We start from the raw sequence: 26,256 nt of genomic DNA, 5'->3' as shown, positions 1-26,256 counted from the left end.
TGGCGCACGCACTACAACGAGGTGCGCCCGCATTCGAGTTTGCAGTACCTAACCCCCGCCGAATTCCGTCGGGTCAGTGAATGTGGTTCAAACACCGGGGCCGTGATTCTCTAGACGCCAGTGGTACGAAAATATCCGTCAGGTCAGTTGTAATTTTTTTCGGCTGAATTCCTTCAAGCCATCGATCACCAACAGTTGTTCGGCGATCAGTCGCTTGAGCCGATCGTTCTCGGATTCGAGCTCTTTGAGTCGACGGGCCTCGGGCACATCCATGCCGCCGAATTTGTTCCGCCAGCGGTAGAACGTCTGCTCCGTGATGTTGTGCCGCTTGCACAGATCTTTCACCGGTTCCTGGTGGCTCTCGGCTTCACGCAGGATGCGGATGATCTGCTCGTCGGTGTGGCGCTTCTTCATCGAGTTCTCCTTGGTCGATAGGATAAGAGAACTCACTGGCCGTTTGGCTACACGATTCGTCTTAGGTCAGTCGGTCGGCCGTGCAAATCGACTAACGGCCGTTGTAGCTCGGAAGCCGACGTGACATAAGCTGCGGATTGAGCCGCCGAAGCTGGTCGTTTGTCGCCTCGCCCCAAGACCCCATATCCCTGCCTATCGAGGCCGGCAAGGTAGAATAGGCGGTGTCCAAGCAATCCGGCTAGGGCAAAACCAAGCAGAATTCGCCGGAACCGTCGGACGCGCATAGGACTCGTGCAGTCTCGCGGCGCATCGAGAAAGTGGCCCGCAGAAAAGAAAAACGGCCTAGGTTGTTAAACCTAAGCCGTCCTTTTTTCTGGGACAACTCACCAGAGAATCTGGTGGGTGGTACAGGGATTGAACCTGTGACCCCTGCCGTGTGAAGGCAGTGCTCTACCGCTGAGCTAACCACCCAAATCATTAACTAAATCAATGATTTAGTGTTGATTGCTGAAGTCTTTCCTTCGCAATCAGGAGCAGAACTTTAACTGTTTTCGTAGAAGTCTGCAACCTTTCTTTTCAATCTTGTTTTGCTGCCGCCGTGACGATATCTCTCGATCACTTCACGCCGTTTCTCGCGATGACTCGCAAGCAGCAAAGACAGCGATTATAGGGATGTTTTCTTCGCTTGGGAAGGGCTCCGTGCAATTTTTTCGCGGATACCTCGAGAATCCCTGTCATGTCACGCAGCCGGCGTCGCTTCACCTTCCGGCGCTGCCGGTTCCGTGCGCCAGACGCATGTCCCTTTGATGCCCTTGTCGATGCCGTCGAGTACCGCGCCGTGCAGTTCGATCTCTTCAGCCGCCGCGAGGATGACCGGCAGTTCGAATTGACGCAGCGAGATCTTTTCGCGATGTGCGCCCGCGTCGCTTTCGTCGCCGTCGCCCGAATCGATGACCAGGCTCTCCTGACCGCGGGTCATCGCCAGGTACACGTCGGCGAGCAGTTCTGCGTCGAGCAGTGCGCCGTGCAACGTACGATGCGCATTGTTCACGCCAAGACGTTCGCACAGCGCATCCAGCGAGTTGCGCCGACCAGGGAACATCTCCCGCGCACGCAGCAGCGTGTCGATCAGGCCAGAGCAGTGCTCCATGAAAGGCGGCCAGCCGAGGCGCCCGAACTCCATGTCGAGAAAGCCCAGGTCGAACGCGGCGTTGTGAATGATGATTTCGGCGCCGCGGCAATATTCGCGCAGCTCTTCCGCAATCTCCGCGAACTTGGGCTTGTCGGAGAGGAATTCCGTCGTCAGGCCGTGCACCGCCAGTGCCCCCGGATCGCTGTCGCGCTCGGGGTTGATGTAGAAATGCAGGTTGTTGCCGGTCAGGCGGCGATTGACCAGTTCGACGCAACCGATCTCCAGCAGACGGTCCCCCGTCTTCGGGTTCAGCCCGGTGGTTTCGGTATCGAGGATCAGTTGTCGCATGATGTTTCGGTAGTTGGCTCGTACTTTTGGAATTGGCACGCGCAGCCGTATGGTCTCACGGACCGCCGGACTGACGAACTCGCGCAACGCGCGGTCGCTCGCCCGCGTGCAAGGTCACCCGCGCCGCAGACTCTCCACGCCGCGATTGGCCAGTTGGTCGGCGGCTTCATTGCCGTCGTGTCCCGCGTGACCTTTCACCCAGCGCCAGTCGATCTCGTGCTTCTGAGAGACGGCGTCGAGTTCCTGCCACAGGTCGGCGTTCTTCACGGGCTCCTTCGCGGCGGTCTTCCAGCCTCGGGCCTTCCAGCCGTGAATCCATTCGCTGATGCCCTTTTGCACGTACTGCGAATCGGTGTGCAGCACGACATGGCACGGCTTGTTCAAGGCTTCGAGCGCGCGAATGACGGCAAGCAGCTCCATGCGGTTATTGGTCGTATTCGGTTCGCCGCCGTACATTTCCTTGCGGTGTTTGCCGGCAACGAGCAGGGCGCCCCAACCGCCGGGGCCGGGATTGCCTTTGCAGGCACCGTCGGTATAGATCTCAACTTGCGGCAAGGTCATCTCTCAAACGATCAGTCGGACACTTCGGTCGCTTCGGCCATCTGGCGGTGCGTGGTGTTCGGTGTGGCCACCGGCGCCGCCGCGGGCTGGAGCGCGAGTATACGCTTGCGGACCTTGCCGACCAAGCGCATGCCACGCACACGCTTGACCGCGCGAACCCCGTACAAGGCACCGAAGATCGGCCACCAGCGATCGCCGGCGGACTCCATGAACTCGAAGCGTTGCAGCCAGTGATCGCCGCGCAGCGGAGGCCGGTAGCACCCGAAGCGGCCCCGGTCGATGTCGAACGACAGCAGCTTGAGCCAGTCCTTCAGGCGAGTGAAGGCGATGAGGTCGGCGCCCGGGGGCAGAAACGGCGCGCCCGCCAGACGTCCCAGCTCTTCGCGCGCGCCCCACAGGCTTAGGTTGTTGAAGCCGGTGATGATGACCTGTCCCTCGGGCACGAGAATGCGCTCGACTTCGCGCAGGATGTCATGCGGGTTCTCGGCGAACTCGAGCACGTGCGGCAGCACAACGAGGTCGGTGCTGGCCGTGGCGATCGGCAATTCGTCGAATCGACTTACCAGGATGTCGCGCGCGACCAGCTCGGACGCGACGGGCGCGCTACCGTCCGTCGCCGGCGCGCACGTCGTCGTATCGGTCGTGTCGCTCGCCGCCTTGGTCATGAGCGTCGGGGCCTCCGGCCCTCGCGCAGCAGGCAGCACGAGCCCGCGGTAGGGCATGCGGTTCTCGCGCAGCGTATCGAGCTCGGGACGGCCCAGCTGCAACGCGTGATAGCCGAACAGATCCCCGACCCATTGATCGAAGAGGGCCTGTTCCCATGCGAGCGCGTAGCGGCCTGGCGGTGAGACGAGCCAGACGGGCCAGTCTATAATCGGACGTTCTGACATGGTGGCGAGTATATATGGATGCGCACGCAGATGCGGCAAGTGGGCAGTCGGCCGGAACACTGACCGTCTTTCCCGTCCCCGCGTTCCAGGACAATTATCTCTGGGTCATCGACAACGGCAAAGACGCCGTCGTCGTCGACCCCGGTGACGCCGATCCGGTGCTCGCCTATCTCGAATCGCGCGGCCTGACGCTGCGCGCCATTCTCATCACCCACAAGCATGCGGATCACGTCGGCGGCGTGGCCACGTTGCTGCAGCATTTCGATGTGCCGGTGCACGGCCCGGCACATGAAGCCATCGCGGGCGTCGATCATCCGCAGGTGGGGGGCGACACGGTGCACATCGCGGCGCCGGCCATGACGCTGGAGGTGATCGATGTGCCCGGCCACACATCCGGTCATGTAGCCTACTTCCTCGGTGCGGGCGCGGCGGCTGCGCCGCGGCTGTTCTGTGGCGATACGTTGTTCTCGTGCGGATGCGGGCGCCTCTTCGAAGGCACGCCGGCGCAAATGCTTGCATCGCTCGACAGGCTCGCGGCGCTGCCGCCGGCCACGCTGGTGCATTGCACCCACGAATACACGCTGTCGAACATTCGCTTCGCGCTGGCCGTCGATCCGGACAACGAGGCGCTCGCCGCCTGGCATCAGGAGGCGACGGCGCTACGTGCGGCCGGGCGTCCGACGCTGCCCACGACGCTCGCCCAGGAGCGCGTGACCAACCCGTTCCTGCGCAGCGATGCACCGGCGGTCGTCGCGGCCGCCGAGCAGCATGCCGGTCGCACATTGCCGTCTCGCGAGGCAGTGTTCGCCGCCATCCGCGGCTGGAAAGACAACTTCCGTTGATCGAGAGCGCGTCGCGCTGTCAACAGCACGACGCGTCATGACGTCTGCCGCATTGCGGACGTTGACACGTGTCGACTCGTCTGCTCACCCCTGATTCATTGCCCCACACGTGATGTTTCGGAGTCATGCCGATGGCATCGCGCATGCGATTCGAGCGTACCTTTCCTGTGTCGTCACGACCACATCCTGTCGGTTCTTGGTCGGGGATAACCCTTAATTTTTGGGCGTTTTGATGAGATTTTTGCAAAAAAATTAGGCAGAAAGGTTGACGCATCTGAAGGGTTTCCTTACCATCCTTGCCAATTTCATGAAGATGTAACCCCATTCGAGCCCGATCAATGCGACTTATCGTTAGCTTGTTACTGACGCTGCTTCTGGCGGCTTGCGCCAGCACAGCGCCGACCACAGGTGCGTCGAATACGACTCCCGATGCGCAGAGCAAGTCGCCTCTCGCCTCGACCGCAAAAGGCAAACAACGCGTTTCGAGCGATCAGACCATCGACCTCGACAACGACTCCATCAACGATCTGGCCTACGGCAGCGACGATGCCGATCTCTGGTCACGCATCCGTCACGGATTTGCCATCCCCGATCTCGACACCGACCTCGCGCAGGACCGCACGCAGTGGTACGCGCAGCGCCCCGAGTATGTCGAACGCATGATCGACCGGTCGAGCAAGTATCTGTTCCATATCGTCGAAGAGCTCGAGCGCCGTCATATGCCGACGGAACTCGCGCTGCTGCCGTTCGTGGAAAGCGCGTACAACCCGCAGGCGCTTTCGACGGCGAAGGCGGCCGGCATGTGGCAGTTCATTCCCAGCACCGGCAAGACGTATAACCTCAAGCAGAACATGTGGCAGGATCAGCGCCGCGATGTGCTCGCTTCGACGACCGCCGCGCTCGACTATCTGTCGAAGCTCTACGCGATGTTCGGCGACTGGCACTTGGCGCTCGCTGCGTACAACTGGGGCGAAGGTAACGTGCAGCGCGCCATCGACCGCAATCAGGCGCAGGGTCTGCCGACCGACTACCTGAGCCTGCGCATGCCGACCGAGACGCGTTACTACGTGCCGAAGCTGCAGGCGATCAAGAACATCATCGCGCACCCCGACGTGTACAACGTCAAGCTGCCGGACATTCCGAATCACCCGTATTTCGTGAGCGTGACGACCAAGCGCGACATCGACGTGGCGCTCGCCGCCAAGCTCGCCGATCTGCCGCTCGACGAATTCCGCGCGCTCAACCCGTCTTTCCGCAAGCCCGTGATCCTGGGCGCGGGGCAGCCGCAGATCCTGCTGCCATTCGATAGCGCGGAAGTGTTCCAGCGTCGCCTGAAAAGTTACGACAAGCCGCTCTCGAGCTGGACGACCTACACGTCGTCGTCGCGCGAGCGTCCGGAAGATGTCGCCCGCAAGCTGGGTGTCGACGCCGCCGTGATCCGCTCCGTGAACAATATCGCGCCGCGCATGCGCCTGAAGGCGGGCTCGACGCTGCTGGTGCCGCGCTCCGACGACATCGACCAGGACATCAGCCCGTCGGTGGCGAGCAACGCCGTGTTGGCGCTGGAGCCGGACCTGCCGGATACGCGCAAGATCATGGTGCGTGCCCGCAAGCGCGATACGCTGGCTGCTGTTGCATCGCGCAGCGGCGTGAGTGTTGCGCAAATCAAGAGCTGGAACCGTCTGCGTAGCGACCGGCTCACGTCGGGCCAACTGCTGGTGCTTCACGTGCCGGTCAAGGACGCTTCGCGTGTTGCCGCTGCATCGGCGCCTGCCGCCAAGGATGACGAGGAAGCGCCGCGCACGCGCATGGTGCGTGGCAAGAACGGCAAGATGATTCGCGTGGTCGACCATCGACCCGCCGCCAAGCCGACGAAGGTTGCCGCCAGCAGCAAGGCGGCTCCGGCGAAAGCGACCGGCAAGGCCGCGAAAGCGCCGGCGAAGACGGTGACGAAGACCGCGAAGGCCCCGGCGAAGGCCTCCACGAAGGTCACCAAGACGGCACAGCGCTAATCCGCGAGGACGCGCTGGCGGACGATCGCCGATTCGGCACCGACCGCCTGTCGTCGGGCCGACGCCCGCGCACCACGCCGTATCTGATCGAGCGCCCGTGAGGACTCCCCTCACGGGCGCTTTGTTTTGCGCATCGGCGTAATCCCCTAGCGTTTGCGCGGCGGCATGCGCCGCCGCGGTAAGCCTTCCGTAAGCGTCAACGCGCACACTGAACGCGAGGCACGTGACCCGTGTCCGACGATTTCACCGCACCGATGCAAATTGCCGTTCGATGGCCACACGCCGTCGAACCAGCCGGCCCGATCCGGCGCCGCGCAGCCAGGTTTCGCCCCACCGTCGACATCGCCCGACAAGGGGTGGGCGCGCGAGCTCATCAATACATGCAAGGAGACACCATGACTTCGTACGCGTCGTTTCTCGCCCGCTCGATCGGCCCTGACTCGCGTGAGGCTTTCTGGGAGGAGCAGGCTCGCCTGATCGACTGGGAGACGCCTTTCACGCGGGTGCTCGATTATGACAAGCCGCCCTTTGCGCGCTGGTTCGTCGGCGGGCGCACCAATCTCTGCCATAACGCCGTCGATCGCCATCTGCCGTCGCGTGGAACGCAAAACGCGCTTATCTGGGTCTCGACCGAAACCGGCCAGGAGCGTGTCTACACGTACGATGAGCTTGCGGCGGAGGTGAACCGCATGGCGGCGTCGCTGCAATCGTTAGGCGTGACTCGCGGCGAGCGGGTTCTGATCTACATGCCGATGGTGCCCGAGGCCCTGTTCGCCATGCTGGCCTGCACGCGTCTTGGCGCGATCCATTCCGTCGTGTTCGGCGGGTTCGCCTCGGTGAATCTCGCCGCGCGCATCGACGACGCGCAGCCGAAGGTTATCGTCTCGGCCGACGCCGGTTCGCGCAATGGCAAGGTTGTTCCGTACAAGCCGCTGCTCGACGAAGGCATCGAACTCGCAAAGCACAAGCCGTCCAGCGTGCTGCTCATCGACCGCGGCCTGGCCGAGATGACGCGCGTGCCCGGGCGCGACGTCGACTACGCGCCGCTGCGCGAACAACATCTCGACGCTTTCGTTGCGTGCGAGTGGCTCGAATCGAGCGAGCCGTCGTACGTGCTCTACACCTCGGGCACCACAGGCAAGCCCAAGGGCGTGCAGCGCGATACCGGTGGATACGCCGTGGCGCTTGCCTCGTCGATGCAGCACATCTTCTGCGCCCGGCCGGGCGACACGATGTTCTGCGCGTCGGACATCGGCTGGGTCGTCGGCCACAGCTACATCGTGTATGCGCCGTTGCTCGCTGGCATCGCAACGGTCATGTACGAGGGCACGCCGATCCGTCCGGACGGTGGCATCTGGTGGCGCATCGTGGAGAAATACAAGGTGACGCAGCTCTTCACCGCGCCCACGGCCATTCGGGTGCTCAAGAAGCAGGACCCGGCGTACCTGACACAATACGACCTCTCGTCGCTGCGGCTGATTTTCCTGGCCGGAGAGCCGCTCGACGAGCCGACCGCACGCTGGCTGACCGATGGCGTCGGCAAGCCCGTCGTGGACAATTACTGGCAGACGGAGACGGGCTGGCCGATTCTGGGCATGGCACGCGGCGTGGAGGTGCTGCCGGGCAAGCTCGGGTCGCCCGGCAAGCCGGTGTACGGCTATGACGTGAAGCTCGTCGACGAGGTCACGGGCGAGGATTGCGGGCCGAATCAGAAGGGGGTGCTGGCGATCGAAGGACCGCTGCCGCCGGGATGCATGAGCACCGTATGGGGCGACGACGCGCGTTTCGTCAAGACGTATTGGGAGACGGTGCCCGGGCGCATGCTCTACTCGAGCTTCGACTGGGGGGTGCGAGACGACGACGGCTATTACTTCATTCTCGGGCGCACGGACGACGTGATCAACGTGGCCGGCCACCGGTTGGGCTCGCGCGAGATCGAGGAGAGCATCGCGAGCCATCCGGCCGTGGCCGAGGTGGCGGTGATCGGCGCGCAGGATGCGCTCAAGGGGCAGGTGGCGATGGCGTTCGCCGTGCTGCGCCAGCCGGAGCTGGCAGCCACGCCAGAGGCGCGCATGGCGCTCGAGGGCGACGTGATGAAGACGGTCGACAGACAACTGGGTGCGGTGGCGCGTCCGGCGCGCGTGTTCTTCGTCTCGATGCTGCCGAAGACCCGCTCCGGCAAGCTCCTGCGCCGGGCGATCCAGGCGATCTGCGAAGGCCGCGAAACCGGCGACCTCATCACGATCGAAGATCCGGCGGCGCTCGAACAGGTACGTGACGCGGTCAAAGCGGTGTAGTAGGGTCATGGGGTTCCGGGGGCTGACGCCGCTCCCATGACCCCGATTGCCCCTCGACATGACTTCATCCCAACCGGCCGCCTGGCGGCAGAAGGCGATGCTGCTCGTGGTCTCCGTCGGCTTTTTCATGCAGACGCTGGACTCGACCATCGTGAACACCGCGTTGCCCGCCATGGCGCGCGACCTCGGCCAGTCGCCGCTGCATATGCAGGCGGTGGTCATCGCCTACGCCCTGACCATGGCGGTGACGATCCCGATTTCCGGATGGCTGGCCGATCGGCTCGGCACGCGCGTCGTCTTCTCCAGCGCATTGACCATTTTCTCCATCGGCTCGGCGATGTGCGCCTATTCCGGCACGCTCGACGCGCTGGTCGTCTGGCGCGTGGTGCAGGGCTTCGGCGGGGCGATGCTGCTCCCCGTGGGGCGGCTCGCCGTATTGCGCACATTCCCGCGCGAGCAGTATCTCCAGGCGCTGGCGTTCGTCGCCGTGCCGGGCATGATCGGTCCGCTCATCGGACCGACGCTCGGCGGCTGGCTCGTGAAGGTGGCTTCGTGGCACTGGGTGTTTCTCATCAATGTGCCGGTCGGCGCCGTGGGCTGTCTCGCCGCGCATTTCTTTCTGACGAATGCCCGCGCGCCCCACACGGCGCCCTTCGATGTCAAGGGGTACCTGCTGCTCACCGTGGGCATGGTGGCGACGTCGCTGGCGCTGGACCGGCACGCCGACATTGCCGGCGCGCATGCGCTCATGCTGGTGTTGCTCGTGCTGGGCTTTGCCGGCTTCGTTGCCTACGGGCTTTACGCGAATCGCGCCCCGCAGCCGCTGTTCTCGCTCGCCATGTTTCGCGTGCACACGTTCAGCGTCGGGTTGCTCGGCAATCTGTTCGCACGAATCGGCATCGCCGCGGTGCCCTATCTCGTCCCGCTGCTCTTGCAGGTCAGTCTCGGCTACACGGCCTTCGAGGCGGGCTTGCTGATGCTGCCGATCACGCTTACGGGCATCTTCGCCAAGGGGCTGGCAACGCGACTGGTAATGCGCTTCGGCTACCGCCCGGTGCTGGTGTGGAACACGATCCTCGCGGGCGGCGTAATGGCGAGCTTCGCGCTCGTCACGCCGCATTACCCGGTGCCGCTGCTGGTCGTCCAGCTCGGCATTCTCGGCGGCATCAACTCGGTGCAGTTCACCGCCATGAACACGCTGACGCTCAAGGACCTGAATCCGGACGATGCCAGCGGCGGCAACAGTCTGTTCTCGCTCGTGCAGATGCTGGCGATGAGCTTCGGGTTGACCGTGGGCGGTGCATTGCTGGTGACGTTTACCGGTGCCTTCGGCGAGAGTGCCGGCGTAGGCGCGCTGCCCGCGTTTCGCGCGACCTTCGCGTGCGTCGGGCTGATCACCTGCTGCTCGGCGTGGATCTTCGGTCAACTGACGGATCGCGAACAGCGTGCGACCGACGATGGCGATGCCCAGGCACGCGCCGTCACATCCGCGCCGCCGCCGCCGGCGCACTAGCGGCGGCGCCTGGCGTTCCGACGCGGCGCCAGCCGCTCAGGCAAACGGCTGATCGAGAATTTCCGGTGCGCGGATCGCGTCGATCAGCAGGCCGAGGAACGCCTCGACGGGCGCGGGGAGGGTTCGGCCGGCCATGGTCTGCACCTGGAGCGAGCGCTGGTGCAGGGCGGGATTGCGAATCGGTATCGCGACGAGCCCCTCCGGCGCCAGCCGGCTGCGCACGGTGAGCAGGCCAGTGAGCGTAACGGCGTTGCCCGAGCGCACGAAACTGTGCAGCGCGGCGTGGTAGTTGCTCACGAACACCGGTTCGAACAGCAGGCCTTCGAGCGTGCAGCACAGGTCGAACATCTGGCGGATCGTCACGCCGGCATTGGACAGCGCCATCGGGTAGGGCAGCAGGTCGGCGAGGGCGACGTCGCGGCGGCCGGCCAGCGGGTGGTGCCCCGCCATCAGGGCGAAGATGGGGGCGGGTTGGGTGTGCACGACCTGCACGCCTTTCTCCGGCGCAACGCTGAAACACACCGCGATGTCGGCCTCGCCATCGCGCACGCGCTCGGTGGCGACGAAGGGCGAGACGACATCGAGCAGGAAGTGCGCGCCGGGATAGGCTTCGCGAAAGCGCGCGAAGACCTGCGGCAGAAAGTCTCGCGCAACCCCTTCGGCGCTCGCCACGCGAATCGTGGCGCGCCCCACCTCCGTCAGCCCGCGGATTTCCGACGTCACGCGCTCGGTGTCGAGCAGCACTCGACGCGCATGATCCGCGAGCAATGCGCCTGCCTCGCTCAGCACCATGCCGCGCGGGCGACGCTCGAATAGCGGGGTGCCGAGGTCTTCCTCCAGCTTGGCGATCTGACGGCTCAGCGCCGATACGGCCACGTGCAGGCGCTCGGACGCGCGGCTGAGCGAGCCGGTGCGGGCGACCTCGAGAAAATAGCGAAGCGCGTGTGTTTGCATGAGCCATTCCAGCCAATGACAGGTTCGCCGGCAGACGCCCGCCGGCGGAGCTTTGCTTTGCCGAAACGGCAACAAAACCTTCGAAATATTATCATTGTTGTCAAAAATACCCGCTCCTAGAATGGCCTGAACGGTTGAACCGCAGCGTGCTTGCGACACGCTTCGCGCGATGTGCGAGACGGCAGCCGTCCCCTCAAAAGCCATCTGGAGACAAGCAGTGACCCGTAGCGCAGCCATTGCAAAAGCGACCGCCCAATACGATTCGGGCGCGTTCCTGGACACACTCAGCCGTCGTGTCGCCTACAAGACCGAGAGTCAGGAGGCGGATAGCGGCGCGGTGCTCCATGCCTATCTTTCCGACGAGATGACGCCCTCGCTGGCGGCGCTCGGCTTCACGTCGCGCATCGTGCCGAATCCGGTGCCGGGCGGCGGCCCGTTCCTCATCGCGCAGCGTCATGAAAGCGACGACGCGCCGACCGTGCTCACCTACGGGCACGGCGATGTGGTGCGCGGCTACGACGCCCAATGGCGCCACGGACTGAAGCCGTGGGAGATCGTCGTGGAGGGCGATCGCTGGTATGGGCGCGGCACGGCCGACAACAAGGGCCAGCACACCATCAACCTCGAGGCGTTGGCCCAGGTGCTGGCCTTGCGCGGCGGCAAGCTCGGCTACAACGTGAAGATGATCGTGGAGATGGGCGAGGAAATGGGCTCGCCGGGCCTGCATGCGATTTGCGAGCAACTGCGCGACGAGTTGCGTGCTGACGTGCTGATTGCCTCCGACGGCCCGCGTTTGAGTGCCGAGCGTCCGACGGTTTTCCTCGGCTCGCGCGGCCTCGTCAATTTCAAGCTGAGTCTGAATCTTCGCGATGGCGGCCATCATTCCGGCAACTGGGGTGGTTTGCTGCGCAATCCGGGCGTGGTGCTGGCGAACGCCATCGCTTCGATCGTCGACGGCAACGGCAAGATCCTCGTCGAGGGGCTGCGCCCGCCCGAGCTGCCCGATTCGGTGCGGCGTGCACTGGCAGGGCTGGAAGTCGGGGGCGGACCGAACGATCCCGAGGTCGACGTCGACTACGGCGAGCCGGGGCTCACGCCGACCGAGCGCGTCATCGGCTGGAACAACATCGAGGTCCTCGCATTCAAGACCGGCAATCCCGAAAAGCCGGTCAATGCCATTCCGCCGTATGCGTATGCCCATATGCAGATCCGCTTCGTGGTCGGCACGGACTGGGAACGACTTGGCGAGATTCTGCGCGCGCACCTCGACGCGCATGGATTCCCGATGGTGGAGGTCGAGGTGGAACGCGGCGTGATGGCGACGCGCCTCGACCCGGAGGATCCGTGGGTGCTGTGGGCGCTCGGATCGATGCGCGAGACGACGGGCAAGCCGCCGGTGCTGCTGCCGAACCTCGGCGGTACGTTGCCGAACGACGTGTTTGCCGACGTACTCGGGCTGCCCACGCTGTGGGTGCCGCACTCGTACCCGGCGTGCTCGCAGCACGCGCCCGACGAGCACCTGCTCGGCTCGGTCGCGCGTGAAGCGCTGCAGATCATGGCGGGGCTGTTCTGGGATCTTGGGGATGTAAATCTGAAAGAGGGGAAGCCGCGATGAACAGTTCTGCCGCCGCCGCCGGGGCGGACCCGGCGAAGGGCGCGTCGAGCGCGGGCAAGGAGGGGGCACGCGCCGAGGTGCCGGTCTACAAGCTGATCGTTGCGACGTCCATCGGCAATGCGCTCGAATGGTACGACCTGATCGTCTACGGCTATTTCGCCGTGACGATTTCCAAGCTGTTCTTTCCCGCCCACGACGAAACCGTGTCGTTGCTCATGGCGCTGGGGACGTTTGCGTTGTCGTATCTCGCACGCCCGCTCGGTGCGTTCGTGCTGGGGGCGTATGCCGATCGGCACGGGCGTCGCGCGTCGCTCATGCTCTCAATCGCCATGATGACGCTCGGCACCGGTCTCATTGCCTTCATGCCGACGTACGCCGCAATCGGTGTCTGGGCCCCCATCGGCATCTTTGTGTCGCGACTGATGCAGGGGTTCTCGGCGGGCGGGGAGTTCGGCAGTTCCACGGCGTTTCTCGTGGAGCACGTGCCGAACCGGCCAGGCTTCATGTCAAGCTGGCAGTTTGCGAGTCAGGGGGCGAGCACGTTGCTGGCCTCGGCGTTCGGTGCGGTGCTCACCGGCGCGCTGACCCAGCCGCAGCTCGAATCGTGGGGGTGGCGCATTCCCTTCCTGTTCGGGATGCTGGTCGGTCCGATCGGACTCTATATTCGCAAGTACATGGATGAGACCCCCGCCTTCGAGACGGCCCGCAAGACCGAATCGGCAGGCAAGGCGTCGCCGGTATGGGAGGTACTCGCCACGCAGAAGTCGCGTCTGTTGGTGTCCATCGGCGCGCTTATCCTGACGACGACGGCAAACTACATGATCCTGTACATGCCGACGTATGCCACGAAGCAACTGGGCCTGCCGCCGGCGCAGGGCTTCATTGCCACGCTGGTCACCGGCTTCGTGATCATGACGCTCACGCCGTTCGTGGGCCACTGGTCGGACAAGGTCGGGCGCATTCGCATCATGTTCGTGGCCGGTGTGCTGTTCCTGTGCACCGTGTATCCGGCGTTCGCGTTCATGAACGCGCATCCGTCGCTGGCGACGATGATGGTGGTGATGTTGTGGGTCGGCACGTTGAAGGCGGTGTACTTTGCGCCGATTCCGGCCCTGATGTCGTCGCTGTTCCCGACGCGCACGCGCGCAACGGGCATGGCGGTGGGGTACAACCTCGGCACGACGATCTTCGGCGGCTTCACGCCGTTGGCGGTGGCGTGGCTGATTGCATCGACCGGCAACAAACTTGCCCCGGGGCTCTATCTGATGGTCGGGGCGGTCGTCAGCCTGACGACGCTGGCCATCGCGCGAACGCGCATGGGCGCGCGCTGAAGCGCACAAATGCGCACAAACGCGCACGCTGCGGCACCGGTCGCCTAAGGGCTTTCCCGAGCTTCCCGCCAGCAGGGCAAACCGACCTTGCTGGCGGGAATTTTTTTCGCTAGTATTTTAGGCATAAACTATTTACGATTTAACAAAGATCGGGGCGCCGGCGAGTGCGGCGCGATCAGTGAATCCGGAGGCTGGAGATGAATATCGTCTGTATCGGTGGCGGTCCCGCGGGCCTGTATTTCGGGCTGTTGATGAAGTTGCGCGAGCCGTCGCACCGGGTGGTCGTGGTCGAGCGCAATCGTCCGTACGACACCTTCGGCTGGGGCGTGGTGTTCTCGGACGCCACCATGGATAACCTCCAGGACGCCGATCCGGTGAGCGCCGCGGAAATCAACGCGGCCTTCAATCACTGGGACGACATCGACATCCATTTCGAGGGCCGCACCATCACGTCCGGCGGCCACGGCTTCATCGGCATCGGCCGCAAGAAGCTGCTCAACATTCTTCAGGCGCGATGCGAGGCGCTTGGCGTCGAGCTCGTTTTCGAGACGGAAGTGGGCGACGATCAGGAGATCGTGCGCCGCTATCAGGCCGATCTGGTCATCGCCTCGGACGGCCTGAATAGCCGCATCCGCACCCGCTACGCCGACACCTACCGCCCGGACATCGATACGCGCCAGAACCGCTTCGTCTGGCTCGGCACGCATCAGCGCTTCGACGCCTTCACGTTCGCCTTCGAAAAGACCGAGCATGGCTGGTTCCAGGCGCACGCCTACCAGTTCGACGCCGACACGTCGACCTTCATCGTGGAGACGCCCGAGGAAGTCTGGCGCGCGCACGGCATCGATCAGATGAGCCAGGAAGAGGGCGTGAAGTTTTGCGAGAAGCTCTTCGCCAAATACCTCGGCGGCCACGAGCTGATGAGCAACGCCAAGCACCTTCGCGGCTCGGCGATCTGGATTCGCTTCCCGCGCGTGATCTGCGAGCACTGGGTGCACTGGAACGACGTCGACGGCAAACGCGTGCCGGTCGTGCTCATGGGCGACGCCGCCCATACTGCGCACTTCTCCATCGGCTCGGGAACGAAGCTCGCACTCGAAGACGCGATCGCACTGGCCGACGGCCTGGTCACGCAGAATGTCGACGCCCTGCCGCGCGTTTTGCAGGACTATGAAGCCGCCCGCAGCGTGGAGGTGCTGAAGATTCAGAATGCCGCGCGCAACTCCACGGAATGGTTCGAGACGGTCGATCGTTACGCGCGTTTCGCGCCGGAGCAGTTCGCCTATTCGCTGCTCACGCGCTCGCAGCGCATCTCGCACGAGAACCTGCGTGTGCGCGATGCCGGTTACGTCGAGGGCTACGAGGACTGGCTCGCCGAGCGCGCCGGGGTGAAACGCGCCGCCGGTCAGCACGCGATCCCGCCGATGTTTACGCCGTATCGCGCGCGTGAGCTCACGCTCAAGAATCGCATCGTGATGTCGCCGATGGCGATGTATTCGGCCGTGGACGGCGTGCCGGGGGACTTCCATCTCGTGCACCTGGGCAGCCGTGCGCTGGGCGGCGCCGGCATGATCGTCGCGGAGATGACGTGCGTGTCGCCCGACGCGCGCATCACCCCGGGCTGCCCGGGACTCTGGAACGATACGCAGCGCGACGCGTGGAAGCGCATCGTCGACTTCGTGCACGCGGGAAGCGACGCGAAGATCGCCATGCAGATCGGTCACGCCGGTCGCAAGGGTTCGACGCGACTGGCCTGGGACGGCATCGATCTGCCGCTCGATGAGGGCAACTGGCCGCTTATCTCGGCGTCGCCGCTGCCGTACATCGACGGCGTGTCGCAGACGCCGCGCGAGATGACGCGCGCCGACATGGATCGCGTGAAGGACGACTTCGTGCAGGCGGCGCGGCGTGCGGCAGAAGCCGGTTTCGACTGGCTCGAACTGCACTGCGCCCACGGCTATCTGCTCTCGAGCTTCATTTCGCCACTCACGAATCGGCGCACCGACGAATACGGCGGCTCGCTGGAGAACCGCCTGCGCTATCCGCTGGAGGTTTTCCGCGCGGTACGGGCCGTCTGGCCGGACGCCAGGCCGATGTCGGTGCGGATTTCGGCGCACGACTGGGTCGAAGGCGGCATTACACCGGACGATGCGGTGGAGATCGCCCGCGCGTTCAAAGCGGCCGGCGCCGATCTCATCGACTGTTCGTCGGGGCAGGTGAGCAAGGCCGAGAAGCCGGTCTACGGTCGCATGTTCCAGACGCCGTTCGCCGATCGCGTGCGCAATGAAGCGGGCATTCCGACGATTGCCGTTGGCGCGATCTTCGAGGCGGACCATGTGAACAGCATTATTGCGTCTGGCCGCGCCGACCTGTGCGCGCTGGCGCGTCCGCATCTGGCCGATCCGTTCTGGACGCTGCACGAAGCCGCGAAGATCGGCTACAAGGATCTGCCGTGGCCGACGCAGTACTATGCCGGCAAACGGCAGTACGAGACCAATCTGGAGCGTGCTGCCGCCTACGCTCAACAGATCGGTAAATAAGGACAGTTCATGACGGCTACGACAACTCCGGCCACCGCGGCGCCGACATCGCTGCACGGGGCGCACGCCCTTGTGACGGGCGGCGCGCGCGGCATTGGCGAGGCGGTGGCGCGCGCGTTGCTTTCGCAAGGCGCGCGCGTGACCCTGCTCGGGCGCAACGAGACCACGCTCGCCGCCGGCGCGCGGGCATTGGCCGCTCACGGCGACGTGGCTTGGGTGAGCGCGGACATTTCGGACGCCGCGGCCGTCGAGGCGGCGTTCGCCCTCGCTGCCGAGCGCTTCGGGCCGGTGCAGGTGCTGGTCAACAACGCCGGGCAGGCGCTCAGCGCCCCGTTCGGCAAGACGGACGCCGCACTGTGGCAGCAGATGATCGACGTCAACCTGACGGGCACGTTCCACTGCATTCGCGCCGCACTGCCGGCCATGCTCGCCGCTGGCTGGGGACGCATCGTGAATGTGGCCAGCACGGCGGGCCTGATCGGCTACCCGTACGTGACGGCCTATTGCGCGGCCAAGCACGGCGTGGTCGGCCTCACGCGCGCGCTCGCGCTGGAAGTGGCGAAAAAGGGCGTGACGGTCAACGCGGTATGTCCGGGCTACACGGAGACGGATATCGTGCGCGACGCCGTGGCGAACATCGTCGCGAAGACGGGGCGCAGCGAGGACGAGGCCCGCGCGGAGTTGGCCGGTCGCAATCCGCAGGCACGACTGGTGCAGCCGCAGGAGGTGGCCGACGCGGTGCTGTGGCTGTGTCAGCCCGCTGCGAGCGCGATGACGGGTCAGTCGCTCGCGGTGGCGGGCGGCGAGGTGACCGTCGGCTGAGCGCCGAGCGCCCGGATCCGCGCCACGGCGCGAACGCATAACCCATTCAAGGAGATTGGCCAATGAGCGACGTGAAACTGACGATGGCGCACCACAAGCGCCCTTTCGCGAACTACGAAGCCAGGCATTTTCTGTGGTCGGTGTCGAATGACGCGCAAGGGCGTCCGAGCATTGGCACGATCACGCTGAACCGACCCGACAAGAAGAACCCGCTCACGTTCGATTCGTATGCCGAGCTGCGCGATCTGTTCCGCGGGCTGGTGTACGCGACGGATATCAGGACGGTGGTGGTGACTGGCGCGGGCGGCAATTTCTGCTCGGGCGGCGACGTCCACGAGATCATCGGCCCGCTCACGCAGATGAGCATGCCGGAACTGCTGGATTTCACGCGTATGACGGGCGATCTGGTCAAGGCGATGCGCGCCTGTCCGCAGCCGATCGTCAGCGCGATCGATGGCATTTGCGCCGGTGCGGGCGCCATGGTGGCGCTGGCCTCGGACATGCGCCTGGGCACGCCGCAGACGAAGACGGCCTTCCTGTTCGTGCGCGTGGGACTTGCGGGGGCCGACATGGGCGCCTGCACCCTGCTGCCGCGCATGATCGGGCAGGGCCGGGCGTCGGAGCTTCTGTACACGGGGCGCGTGATGACGGCCGAGGAAGGTTTGCAATGGGGGTTTTTCAACGCGCTGCATGACAGCGGCGCGGTGCTGAGCGCCGCGCAAACGCTGGCCGGCCAGATTGCATGCGGGCCGACATTCGCACATGGTGTGACGAAGAAGCTCCTGCACCAGGAGTGGAACATGGGGGTGGACGAGGCAATCGAGGCCGAGGCCGAAGCGCAGGCCATCTGCATGCAGACGAAGGACTTCCGCCGCGCATACGACGCTTTTGTCGCGAGGCAAAAGCCGGTATTTCAGGGTGACTGACGCGAGACGACAGGCAACATGACTTCCCAAACACCTCACCACGCGCGCAACGCCGATTTTCTGGCGTGGCCGTTTTTCGACGACGCGCACCGCCGCCTTGGTGCGGAACTGGACGATTGGTGCACGCGTGAGCTGCACGTCGATCATCACGCCGACACTGATGCCACCTGCATTTCGCTGGTCCGGCAGTTGGGCCGCGCGGGCTGGTTGAAGTATTGCGTGCCGGCCAGCCATGGCGGCGCGATGGACAAGCTCGATTCGCGGGCGCTGTGCGTGCTGCGCGAGACGTTGGCGCGCCACGACGGCCTGGCCGATTTCGCCTTCGCGATGCAGGGCCTGGGCAGTGGGGCGATCACGCTTGCCGGCAGCGACGCGCTGCGTCGGCGTTATCTGCCGCGCGTGGCGTCGGGCGAGGCGATCGCGGCTTTCGCGCTTTCCGAGCCGAACGCCGGGTCGGATGTGGCGGCGATGGCCTGTTCGGCCACGCCTGACGGTGACCATTACGTACTCAGCGGCGAGAAGACCTGGATCTCGAACGGCGGTATCGCGGATTTCTATTGTGTCTTCGTGCGCACTGGCGAGGCGCCGGGTGCGCGCGGCATCAGCGCCTTTGTGGTGGATGCCGATACGCCGGGACTGACGATCGCGGAGCGCATCGATGTGAGCGCCCCGCATCCGTTGGCCCGGCTGAAGTTCGAGAACTGCCGCGTACCGGCCTCGCAGCGCCTGGGTGAGGCGGGGCAGGGTTTCAAGGTGGCGATGATGACGCTGGATATTTTCCGTGCGTCGGTGGCCGCGGCGTCGTTGGGTTTCGCGCGTCGCGCGCTCGACGAGGGTCTGGCGCGCACGAAGTCGCGCGAGATGTTCGGGCAGACGCTGGCGGACTTCCAGATCACGCAGGCGGCGTTGGGCGACATGGCCACGTCGGTGGATGCGGCCGCGTTGCTGACGTATCGCGCCGCCTGGCAGCGTGACGTACAGGGGCAGCGCACGACGCGCGAAGCTGCGATGGCAAAGATGTTCGCGACGGAATCGGCGCAGCAGGTGATCGACCGGGCGTTGCAGATGTTCGGGGGCGCGGGGGTGGTGTCGGGCGCGATTGTGGAGCGTCTGTATCGGGAGATTCGTTCGTTGCGCATTTACGAGGGCGCAACGGAGGTGCAAAAGCTGATCATCGCGCGCGAACTGCTCAAGGACGATTGAGCCTGGGTGTCCGAAGCGCCGGGCATGGCGGGATAAGGTGGGTGATGTGCGCGGTGCCCCCGGGAGACAGGGACGGCATGGCGTCTTGCAATGACACTTGGAAGCACTTGATCGACGTTCGGCCGGCGCGGCCGGCGTCATGCTGGATTACCGGGGGCAAGGAGAAGCACATGGAACGATCTGGACATCTCGACACTTTCGCACGCGACAATCTGCCGCCTGCGGACCAGTGGCCCGAGTTTCTGCTGGACAATCCGGACGTGGCGTACCCGGCGCGCATCAACTGCGCCGCCGAATTGCTGGATCGCACGATTGCGCAGGGCCGCGGCGACGCACCCGCGATTTATTCGGTGGAGAACGGCACGCCGACGGTCACGACGTATCTCGGCCTGCGCGAGATGGTGGATCGCATCGCGCATGTGCTTCGAAACGATATGTCGCTGGTGCCGGGCAATCGCGTTCTGCTACGGGGTCCGAACAATCTGTTCATGGCGGCGGCATGGCTGGCGGTGATCAAGGCAGGGCTGGTCGGCGTGCCGACGATGCCGCTGCTGCGTGCGAAGGAGCTCAAGCAAATCGTCGACAAGGCGGAGATCGGCGCGGCATTGTGCGACGGCCGTCTGAAGGAGGAGCTGGAGTTCAACCGCCAGGCAGGGCATGAGTATTTCTGTCCCACGCTCACGCAGGCGGTGTATTTCCACGACGAGGGTGAGGACTCACTGGAGGCTCGCATGGCGCGTCAGCCGGCGAGCTTCGAGGCTTGCGACACGGCGGTGGACGATGTCTGCCTGATCGCGTTCACGAGCGGCACGACAGGGCAGCCGAAGGGCACGATGCATTTTCATCGTGACGTGCTGGCGATGTGCGATCTGTTCCCGCGCCATGTGCTGAAGCCGGGGCAGGACGATATTTTCTGTGGCACTCCCCCGTTAGCGTTCACTTTCGGCACGGGCGGCTTGCTGACCTTCCCGCTGCGCGTCGGTGCATCGACGGTGTTGCTCGAGAAGCTCACGCCGGACAGTCTGTTGCAGGCGATCGAGCAGTATCGCGCGACGATCTGCTTTACGGCGCCGACGTTCTATCGTCAGATGGCGGCGCTGGTGGGCAAGTACGATCTGTCGAGTCTGAGGAAAACGGTGTCGGCGGGCGAGGCGTTGCCGGACGCGACGCGTCAGCTGTGGAAGCAGGCCACGGGCATCGAGATGATCGATGGCATTGGCGGCACGGAGATGATCCATATTTTCATCTCGGCGGCGAACGGGGATGTGGTGCCGGGCGCGATCGGCAAGCCGGTGCCGGGGTATGTGGCGATGATCGTGGACGAGAACATGCAGCCGCTGCCGCCGGGGAAGGTGGGCAAGCTGGCGGTGAAGGGACCCACGGGCTGTCGGTATCTCGCGGATTCGCGTCAGACGAATTATGTGAAGAACGGCTGGAATCTGCCGGGCGACACGTTCATGTGCGATGAAGCGGGCAATTATTACTATCAGGCGCGCTCGGACGACATGATTGTCTCGGCGGGCTACAACATCGCAGGGCCGGAGGTGGAGTCGGCGTTGCTGAAGCATCCGTCGGTGGCGGAATGCGGGGTGGTGGGCGCGAACGATGAGGCGCGCGGCCAGATCGTGAAGGCTTATGTGGTGCTCAAGGCGGGCGAGCCGCGCGACGCCGCGATGGTCAAGGCGCTTCAGGAGTATGTGAAGGCTAACATCGCACCGTACAAGTATCCGCGTGCCATCGAGTTCGTCGACACGCTGCCGCGCACGGAGACGGGTAAGCTTCAGCGCTTCAAGCTGCGGCAGATGACGCAGTGAGGTGAGGCCGGAGCGCTCCGGTGGGCGCTCACTCACGTGCGGGCTCGGCGTCGCGATGCGGTGTGGTGCGGTGTGGTGCGATGGGGGGCGCTGTGATTGGGCGTGATGCGGCTTGATGCAGTGGGGGCGCGGGAAGATGAGGAGAGAGAGGATGGCTGGCAGTGAAGTGGCGGCGAATGCCTTTGTGAAGCCGGTGCTGGTGCGGTTCAAGCACTGTGATGCGGCGGGCATCGTGTTTTATCCGCGCTATTTCGAGATGATCAACGATCTGGTCGAGGACTGGTGTGCCGAGGGGCTCGGCCTGTCGTTCGGCGAGATGCATTTGCGCAATGGGATGGGCGTACCGACGGCGAATCTGGAGTGCCGTTTCAGTGCGCCGAGTTTTCTGGGCGAGACGCTCTCGCGTTCGTTGGAGGTGGTGCGTCTGGGGCGTTCGTCGATGACGTTGCGCATCCGTTTCGCGGGACCTGACGACGAGACGCGTCTGCTGGCCACGCTGGTGTTGGTCTGGGTCGCGAAAGGCGAGGGTGGCAGACCTGCCCCGATTGCGGTTCCCGAGGCCCAGCGTGAAGCGATTGTGCGCTTTGCCGCACCTGATTCTGTGATTGAAGGAGTGTCGTGATGCTGCAAGTTCTGCAACCGCCCGAGTGGGCGAAACCGCGCGGCTATGCGAATGGCATGGCGTTCGAGATGACGGCCGGCAGCCGCATCGTGTTTGTCGGCGGTCAGATCGGCTGGAACGGGCAGCAACGTTTCGAGACGGATGATTTTGCGCTTCAGGTGCGTCAGACGCTGGAGAACATCGTGGCGATTCTGGCGGAGGGCAACGCGAAGCCCGAGCATATTGTGCGCATGACGTGGTACGTGAAGAACAAGGAGGAGTATGTCGCCAGCTATCCGGCGATCGGCGAGCATTACCGCGCGGTGATCGGACGTCATTTTCCTGCGATGACGGCGGTTGAGGTGGCCGATCTGGTGGAGGACGAAGCGAAGGTGGAAATCGAGGTGACGGCGGTGGTGCCGGCGGCCTGACGATGGCGCCGTGAGTGATGACTGGGGGGCGCTGGCGACGGCGGGTTTCGTCGGTTTTTCTCTTTGAAATTGGCTTGAAAGACGGCTTACGGGCGGCTCCGGCAAGGTTGGGGTTTGTCCGTAAGCCGTTTTGCATTTCGCGGCATATAGTCGTATCAGGCATACGTTGCGTCGGCGATCGGCGGTGATCCCGCCGGAAGGTGCGCAATCATGAATAAGAACGCGTCGCGATCCCGCGGCAGGGTCTGGTTGTGGCTGTTGCTGCTGCCGTTTTTCGGCGTGCTCTGGGTGCCGTTCTATAACCGCCTCGAACCGTCGCTTTTCGGATTCCCGTTTTTCTACTGGTATCAGTTTGCGTGGGTGATTGTGACCGCGCTGCTCACGGCATGGGTGTATCTGCGTACCGCGCCGCGGGATGAGGCTGCGGGAGGCCGATCATGAACTGGACGGCTACGGTGGTTTTCGTCGCGTTTTTCGTGTTGGTCACGGTGATGGGATTCGTGGCCGCGCATTGGCGGCGTGGGGATCTGGCGCAATTGGATGAGTGGGGCCTGGCCGGGCGTCGTTTCGGCACGCTGGTGAGCTGGTTTCTGCTGGGCGGCGATTTATATACGGCCTACACATTCATTGCGGTCCCGGCGCTGGTGTTCGGCGCGGGCGCGCTAGGATTTTTCGCGCTTCCGTACACGATTCTGATTTTCCCGTTTGCATTCGTGGTGTTTCCAAAGCTCTGGCAGGTCGCGCGCAAGCACGGATATGTGACGGCCGCGGATTTTGTGACTGCTCGCTATGGCAGCGGAGGATTGGGGCTGGCAATCGCGATCACGGGCATTTTGGCAACCATGCCGTACATCGCATTGCAATTGGTCGGGATCGAGGTGGTGATCGGCGCACTGGGCTTTCACGCAAGCGGATGGCTGGGAGATTTGCCGCTGATCATTGCGTTCGTGATTCTGGCCGCCTACACGTACACGAGCGGTTTGCGTGCACCGGCGATGATCGCGATCGTGAAGGACACGCTGATTTATGTGACGATCATCGCGGCTCTGGTGGTCATCCCCATTCGTCTGGGCGGCATGTCGCATATCTTCTCGGCAGTGCCTGTGGACCACCTGTTGTTGAAGCCGCCCGCGGGCGATTCGCTCGGCGGCTACAGCGCATATGCGACGTTGGCGCTGGGCTCCGCGCTGGCGTTGTTCCTGTATCCGCATTCGATCACGGCGCTGCTCAGCGCCAGGAACGGCAATACGATTCGCCGCAATATGGCGTTGCTGCCGGCCTATACGCTTTTGCTCGGCCTGATCGCGTTGCTCGGCTACATGGCACTGGCCTCGGGCGTGAAGTCGATGCCGCAGTTCGCACCGTATTTCGCGCAATATGGCACGAATTTCGCCGTGCCCGCCCTGTTTCTCTACGCCTTCCCATCGTGGTTCGTCGGTGTGGCATTTGCCGGAATCGCAATCGGTGCGCTGGTGCCCGCCGCCATCATGTCGATTGCCGCAGCGAATCTTTATACGCGTAACGTGCACAAGGCTTTCGTGAACAAGCGCGTCTCCGCCGCTCAGGAGACGCTGATCGCAAAGCGCGTGTCGCTTGTGGTGAAACTGGGCGCGCTTTTCTTTGTGCTGTTTCTACCCCTGCAATACGCGATTCAACTCCAGTTGCTCGGCGGTATCTGGATCATTCAAACCCTCCCCGCCATTGTGCTGGGTCTCTACACGCGCTGGCTGGACCACAGGGGACTGCTGATCGGATGGCTCGCCGGCATCGTGCTTGGCACCTGGATGGCCGCCTCCACCGGCTTCAAGTCATCCATCTTCGCTTTGCACATCGGATCGCTGACGATGCCAGGATACGCGGCGCTCTATTCTCTGTTCGTCAATCTCGCCGTCGCCGTGCTGGTCACCGCCCTGGTCAAGATGCTCGGGATGCATCCGCACTCGGATGAGACCCGGCCCGAGGACTATTCGGACGCCGTGCACCCCTGAACAATACGCCCCAAACAGCCAAACGAGGACGCAATCCCGCTTCCTCGTTTGGCCCTCAGATGGCCCTCCGTCACCCTCACTTCCGATCGAATGAGTACTTGCCAGGTCCCGTGACCGCCAACAACACCAACCCACCCGCAATACTCACATTCTTGTAGAAGTTGATCATCGCCATGAACTGCTCCATTCCGCTTAATCCCCAGTAACGATGCCCAATCAACGCCGTCGCCACGGTGTACGCCGCAAGCACCAACGCCAACGGCCTCGTATAGAAACCCACGACAATCATCAACCCAACGATCAACTCCACCACCACCGCAATCACCGCCGACACCGCCGGCATCGGCGCACCTGTCGCCACCATGTATCCAACAGTCCCCTCGAATCCCACCAGCTTCTGAAAACCAAACATCACAAATAACACCATCAGCAATACCCGTGCCGCCAACAGCACCCCATCTTTGTTCGCTTCGAGCGAGAAGTAACGCATTTTTATTCGCCTTTTCATGTCGGTGTTTCGCGTGATTCGCGAAAACATGTGGCAATTTTAGTGTCCTGATTTGATGCATCAAGATGGTGGAGTTTGTAAGTTTGTCGCGAATTGGTTGACAAAACCTCCCCCCAGACGGACCGGAGCCCCTTTCCGCCGCTCAGACATAGACCCAACTCGCCGCGAAAAGGCGCCCCGGTCCGTCCCCCTCCATGCCCCCAGTCCTTCCACCAACACCCCCCGCTATCCCACCCCCCCTCTCTCCTCTCACCCCCCATCGCCCCGTCGACACCGCCCGCATCCAGCGCGAACGCGACGCCGCACCCGCCCAGCACGTGCTCCGCATGCTCCGCAACTGCGCAGGCCGGCCGCGCCGCCGCCTCATTCCCCCGTTGTCCCTCCCACCTTCCTTTCCTCCCCCCACAACGCAAAACGCCGAGGATCTCTCCCCGGCGTTCTCTCTTGCCGCTTGCTTCCAATGTCTCGCCTGCCTCACAAACACACGCAGTCTTAAGCAGCCTTTCGCGCCTTCTGCACCACATCCAACGCCGCCTGCGTCAGCAGATACGCGCCCGGCAAATCCTGCTCGTCACAGTTGTGCCCCTCGCCACCCCGATCCACCACCACGAAGTCACTCACTTCTTCCAACGCCAACAACGGGTGATGCCATACCCCCCTCGCATAATTCACGCCCTGCCATCCATCCGAGACGAACGCCCGCATACGACTCACGTCCAACTCGCCCGCCGGCGCCACCACCACCAGATACGGCGTCGTTTTCAACGGTATGAACGCCTGGCTGCCCAGCGGGTGACGCTCCAACATCCTCACCTCGTACGGCAACTGCCTCGGCTGACCCCGGAACACGTTCACCAACGGTCGCCCACCCTCCGGCCCCAGATCCACCGCCGCCAGATCGTGATATCGCTCGGTCGTCCCCCCATTGATCGCGAAATGCTTCGCCCCCTCCAACTCGATCACGTCGCCAAACTCCGCAAACGCCTCTCGCGTCAACCGCTCGATCTTCAACGCCGCACCCGCCATGTCACGCCCCCTTTTCCACGCATTTGCCATCCCGTCCCGCGAACCATCGGCTCGCAGCAAGGACACCATGCTTCTGAACCCCTCATCGCGCCCGTCATGCGCGTCATGCCCGCGCGACGAGTGGGCCCGGTGCCGCTCGCGACACCCCCCTTTTTGCTGCGCCGGCCTACGCCTTCCTGTCGCTCAATCGCCCCCACAAGCGCAGGCGCGATACGCCCCCGTCCGGAATGATGTTGAACCGGATGTGCGTGATCGCACCGAGCTTCTGCACCGGCTCCTCGAAGTGGAACTGCTTGTCCATCGCCAATTTCTGCTCGGGCAACAACACCGGCCAGAACATGGACTGCGTGATCAACGACTGCTCGGTGCCTCCAGTCACATACGCCGCCTGTATCGAACACCGGTCGGGGTAGTTGCCCTTGAAGTGCGCGGTGTCCACTTCGATCTTCGCGATCTCGCCCGGCTGCGCCAACGCAATGATCGCCCAG

General features: G+C 63.9%; 22 protein-coding genes, 1 tRNA gene and 2 pseudogenes. 16 read left to right on the top strand and 9 right to left on the bottom strand.

Annotated elements, in window-relative coordinates:
- A partial coding sequence (locus tag PMO31116_RS23030) for an integrase core domain-containing protein (protein ID WP_150568736.1) occupies positions 1-114 on the top strand: 114 nt, incomplete at its 5' end.
- A 36-nt stretch (positions 115-150) separates the two neighbouring features.
- Here the strand turns inward: PMO31116_RS23030 and PMO31116_RS23025 are convergent.
- From PMO31116_RS23025 to PMO31116_RS23005, 5 genes and pseudogenes are all read right to left on the bottom strand, one after another.
- Positions 151-414: pseudogene (locus PMO31116_RS23025) on the bottom strand (transposase); the annotation flags it as partial.
- A gap of 396 nt (positions 415-810) precedes the next feature.
- Positions 811-885 (bottom strand) — tRNA-Val (locus PMO31116_RS23020).
- Positions 886-1,153: 268 nt separating this feature from the next.
- The gene (gene dnaQ, locus PMO31116_RS23015; RefSeq protein ID WP_150568735.1) at positions 1,154-1,894 is read right to left on the bottom strand and encodes a DNA polymerase III subunit epsilon; all 741 of its coding nucleotides are present in this window, start codon (positions 1,892-1,894) and stop codon (positions 1,154-1,156) included.
- Between the two features lie 114 nt (positions 1,895-2,008).
- A complete protein-coding gene (gene rnhA, locus PMO31116_RS23010; RefSeq protein ID WP_150568734.1) occupies positions 2,009-2,455 on the bottom strand; it encodes a ribonuclease HI in 447 nt (148 codons plus the stop codon).
- An 11-nt stretch (positions 2,456-2,466) separates the two neighbouring features.
- A complete protein-coding gene (locus PMO31116_RS23005; RefSeq protein WP_150568733.1) occupies positions 2,467-3,345 on the bottom strand; it encodes a methyltransferase domain-containing protein in 879 nt (292 codons plus the stop codon).
- 14 nt (positions 3,346-3,359) lie between these two features.
- Between PMO31116_RS23005 and gloB the strand changes: the two genes are divergently transcribed.
- The 4 genes from gloB (at position 3,360) to mdtD (ending at position 10,009) form a co-directional block, all read left to right on the top strand.
- A complete protein-coding gene (gene gloB, locus PMO31116_RS23000) occupies positions 3,360-4,187 on the top strand; it encodes a hydroxyacylglutathione hydrolase (protein ID WP_150568732.1) in 828 nt (275 codons plus the stop codon).
- Positions 4,188-4,525: 338 nt separating this feature from the next.
- Positions 4,526-6,199 (top strand): transglycosylase SLT domain-containing protein, encoded by a 1,674-nt coding sequence (locus PMO31116_RS22995; protein ID WP_150568731.1) that lies wholly within the window; start codon positions 4,526-4,528, stop codon positions 6,197-6,199.
- A gap of 395 nt (positions 6,200-6,594) precedes the next feature.
- Entirely contained in the window at positions 6,595-8,496 is a 1,902-nt protein-coding gene (locus tag PMO31116_RS22990; protein ID WP_150568730.1) for a propionate--CoA ligase, read from the top strand.
- A 58-nt stretch (positions 8,497-8,554) separates the two neighbouring features.
- Entirely contained in the window at positions 8,555-10,009 is a 1,455-nt protein-coding gene (gene mdtD, locus PMO31116_RS22985; RefSeq protein WP_150568729.1) for a multidrug transporter subunit MdtD, read from the top strand.
- 36 nt (positions 10,010-10,045) lie between these two features.
- Here mdtD and PMO31116_RS22980 read toward each other — a convergent pair whose 3' ends face one another.
- On the bottom strand, positions 10,046-10,963 hold the full coding sequence (locus PMO31116_RS22980; protein ID WP_150568728.1) for a LysR family transcriptional regulator: 918 nt from the start codon (positions 10,961-10,963) through the stop codon (positions 10,046-10,048).
- 217 nt (positions 10,964-11,180) lie between these two features.
- Here PMO31116_RS22980 and PMO31116_RS22975 point away from each other — a divergent pair, with 217 nt between their 5' ends.
- From PMO31116_RS22975 to mctP, 11 genes are all read left to right on the top strand, one after another.
- Positions 11,181-12,578: a M20 family metallopeptidase gene (locus PMO31116_RS22975; RefSeq protein ID WP_150568727.1), complete on the top strand. Its 1,398-nt coding sequence runs from the start codon at positions 11,181-11,183 to the stop codon at positions 12,576-12,578.
- Positions 12,575-13,909: an MFS transporter gene (locus tag PMO31116_RS22970; RefSeq protein ID WP_246185450.1), complete on the top strand. Its 1,335-nt coding sequence runs from the start codon at positions 12,575-12,577 to the stop codon at positions 13,907-13,909. Before PMO31116_RS22975 ends, PMO31116_RS22970 begins: the two co-directional genes overlap by 4 nt.
- Positions 13,910-14,106: 197 nt before the next feature.
- Positions 14,107-16,449 (top strand): bifunctional salicylyl-CoA 5-hydroxylase/oxidoreductase, encoded by a 2,343-nt coding sequence (locus PMO31116_RS22965; RefSeq protein WP_150568726.1) that lies wholly within the window; start codon positions 14,107-14,109, stop codon positions 16,447-16,449.
- 9 nt (positions 16,450-16,458) lie between these two features.
- Complete coding sequence (locus tag PMO31116_RS22960; protein ID WP_150568725.1) at positions 16,459-17,271, top strand: SDR family NAD(P)-dependent oxidoreductase; 813 nt, start codon at positions 16,459-16,461, stop codon at positions 17,269-17,271.
- Between the two features lie 62 nt (positions 17,272-17,333).
- Positions 17,334-18,197, top strand: coding sequence for an enoyl-CoA hydratase family protein (locus PMO31116_RS22955; protein WP_150568724.1), 864 nt, complete (start codon positions 17,334-17,336; stop codon positions 18,195-18,197).
- Between the two features lie 18 nt (positions 18,198-18,215).
- Positions 18,216-19,400: an acyl-CoA dehydrogenase family protein gene (locus tag PMO31116_RS22950; RefSeq protein WP_150568723.1), complete on the top strand. Its 1,185-nt coding sequence runs from the start codon at positions 18,216-18,218 to the stop codon at positions 19,398-19,400.
- A 170-nt stretch (positions 19,401-19,570) separates the two neighbouring features.
- Positions 19,571-21,214, top strand: coding sequence for an AMP-binding protein (locus PMO31116_RS22945; RefSeq protein ID WP_150568722.1), 1,644 nt, complete (start codon positions 19,571-19,573; stop codon positions 21,212-21,214).
- A 151-nt stretch (positions 21,215-21,365) separates the two neighbouring features.
- Complete coding sequence (locus tag PMO31116_RS22940; protein WP_150568721.1) at positions 21,366-21,836, top strand: acyl-CoA thioesterase; 471 nt, start codon at positions 21,366-21,368, stop codon at positions 21,834-21,836.
- A gap of 2 nt (positions 21,837-21,838) precedes the next feature.
- A complete protein-coding gene (locus PMO31116_RS22935; protein WP_150568738.1) occupies positions 21,839-22,246 on the top strand; it encodes a RidA family protein in 408 nt (135 codons plus the stop codon).
- A gap of 210 nt (positions 22,247-22,456) precedes the next feature.
- The gene (locus PMO31116_RS22930) at positions 22,457-22,687 is read left to right on the top strand and encodes a DUF3311 domain-containing protein (protein WP_150568720.1); all 231 of its coding nucleotides are present in this window, start codon (positions 22,457-22,459) and stop codon (positions 22,685-22,687) included.
- Positions 22,684-24,234, top strand: coding sequence for a monocarboxylate uptake permease MctP (mctP, locus tag PMO31116_RS22925; protein WP_150568719.1), 1,551 nt, complete (start codon positions 22,684-22,686; stop codon positions 24,232-24,234). The genes PMO31116_RS22930 and mctP overlap by 4 nt, the downstream gene beginning before the upstream one ends.
- A gap of 76 nt (positions 24,235-24,310) precedes the next feature.
- Here mctP and PMO31116_RS22920 read toward each other — a convergent pair whose 3' ends face one another.
- The 3 genes and pseudogenes from PMO31116_RS22920 to PMO31116_RS22910 form a co-directional block, all read right to left on the bottom strand.
- A complete protein-coding gene (locus PMO31116_RS22920) occupies positions 24,311-24,724 on the bottom strand; it encodes a DoxX family protein (RefSeq protein ID WP_145865113.1) in 414 nt (137 codons plus the stop codon).
- Between the two features lie 510 nt (positions 24,725-25,234).
- Entirely contained in the window at positions 25,235-25,768 is a 534-nt protein-coding gene (locus PMO31116_RS22915) for an ureidoglycolate lyase (protein ID WP_150568737.1), read from the bottom strand.
- 166 nt (positions 25,769-25,934) lie between these two features.
- Positions 25,935-26,256, bottom strand: a pseudogene (locus tag PMO31116_RS22910) (allantoicase); the annotation flags it as partial.

It is taken from the genome of Pandoraea morbifera, assembly GCF_902459575.1.
GTDB lineage: Bacteria > Pseudomonadota > Gammaproteobacteria > Burkholderiales > Burkholderiaceae > Pandoraea > Pandoraea morbifera.
The sequence above is the reverse complement of the archived record's forward strand: the minus strand, read 5'-3'. Positions and strand labels throughout refer to the sequence as shown.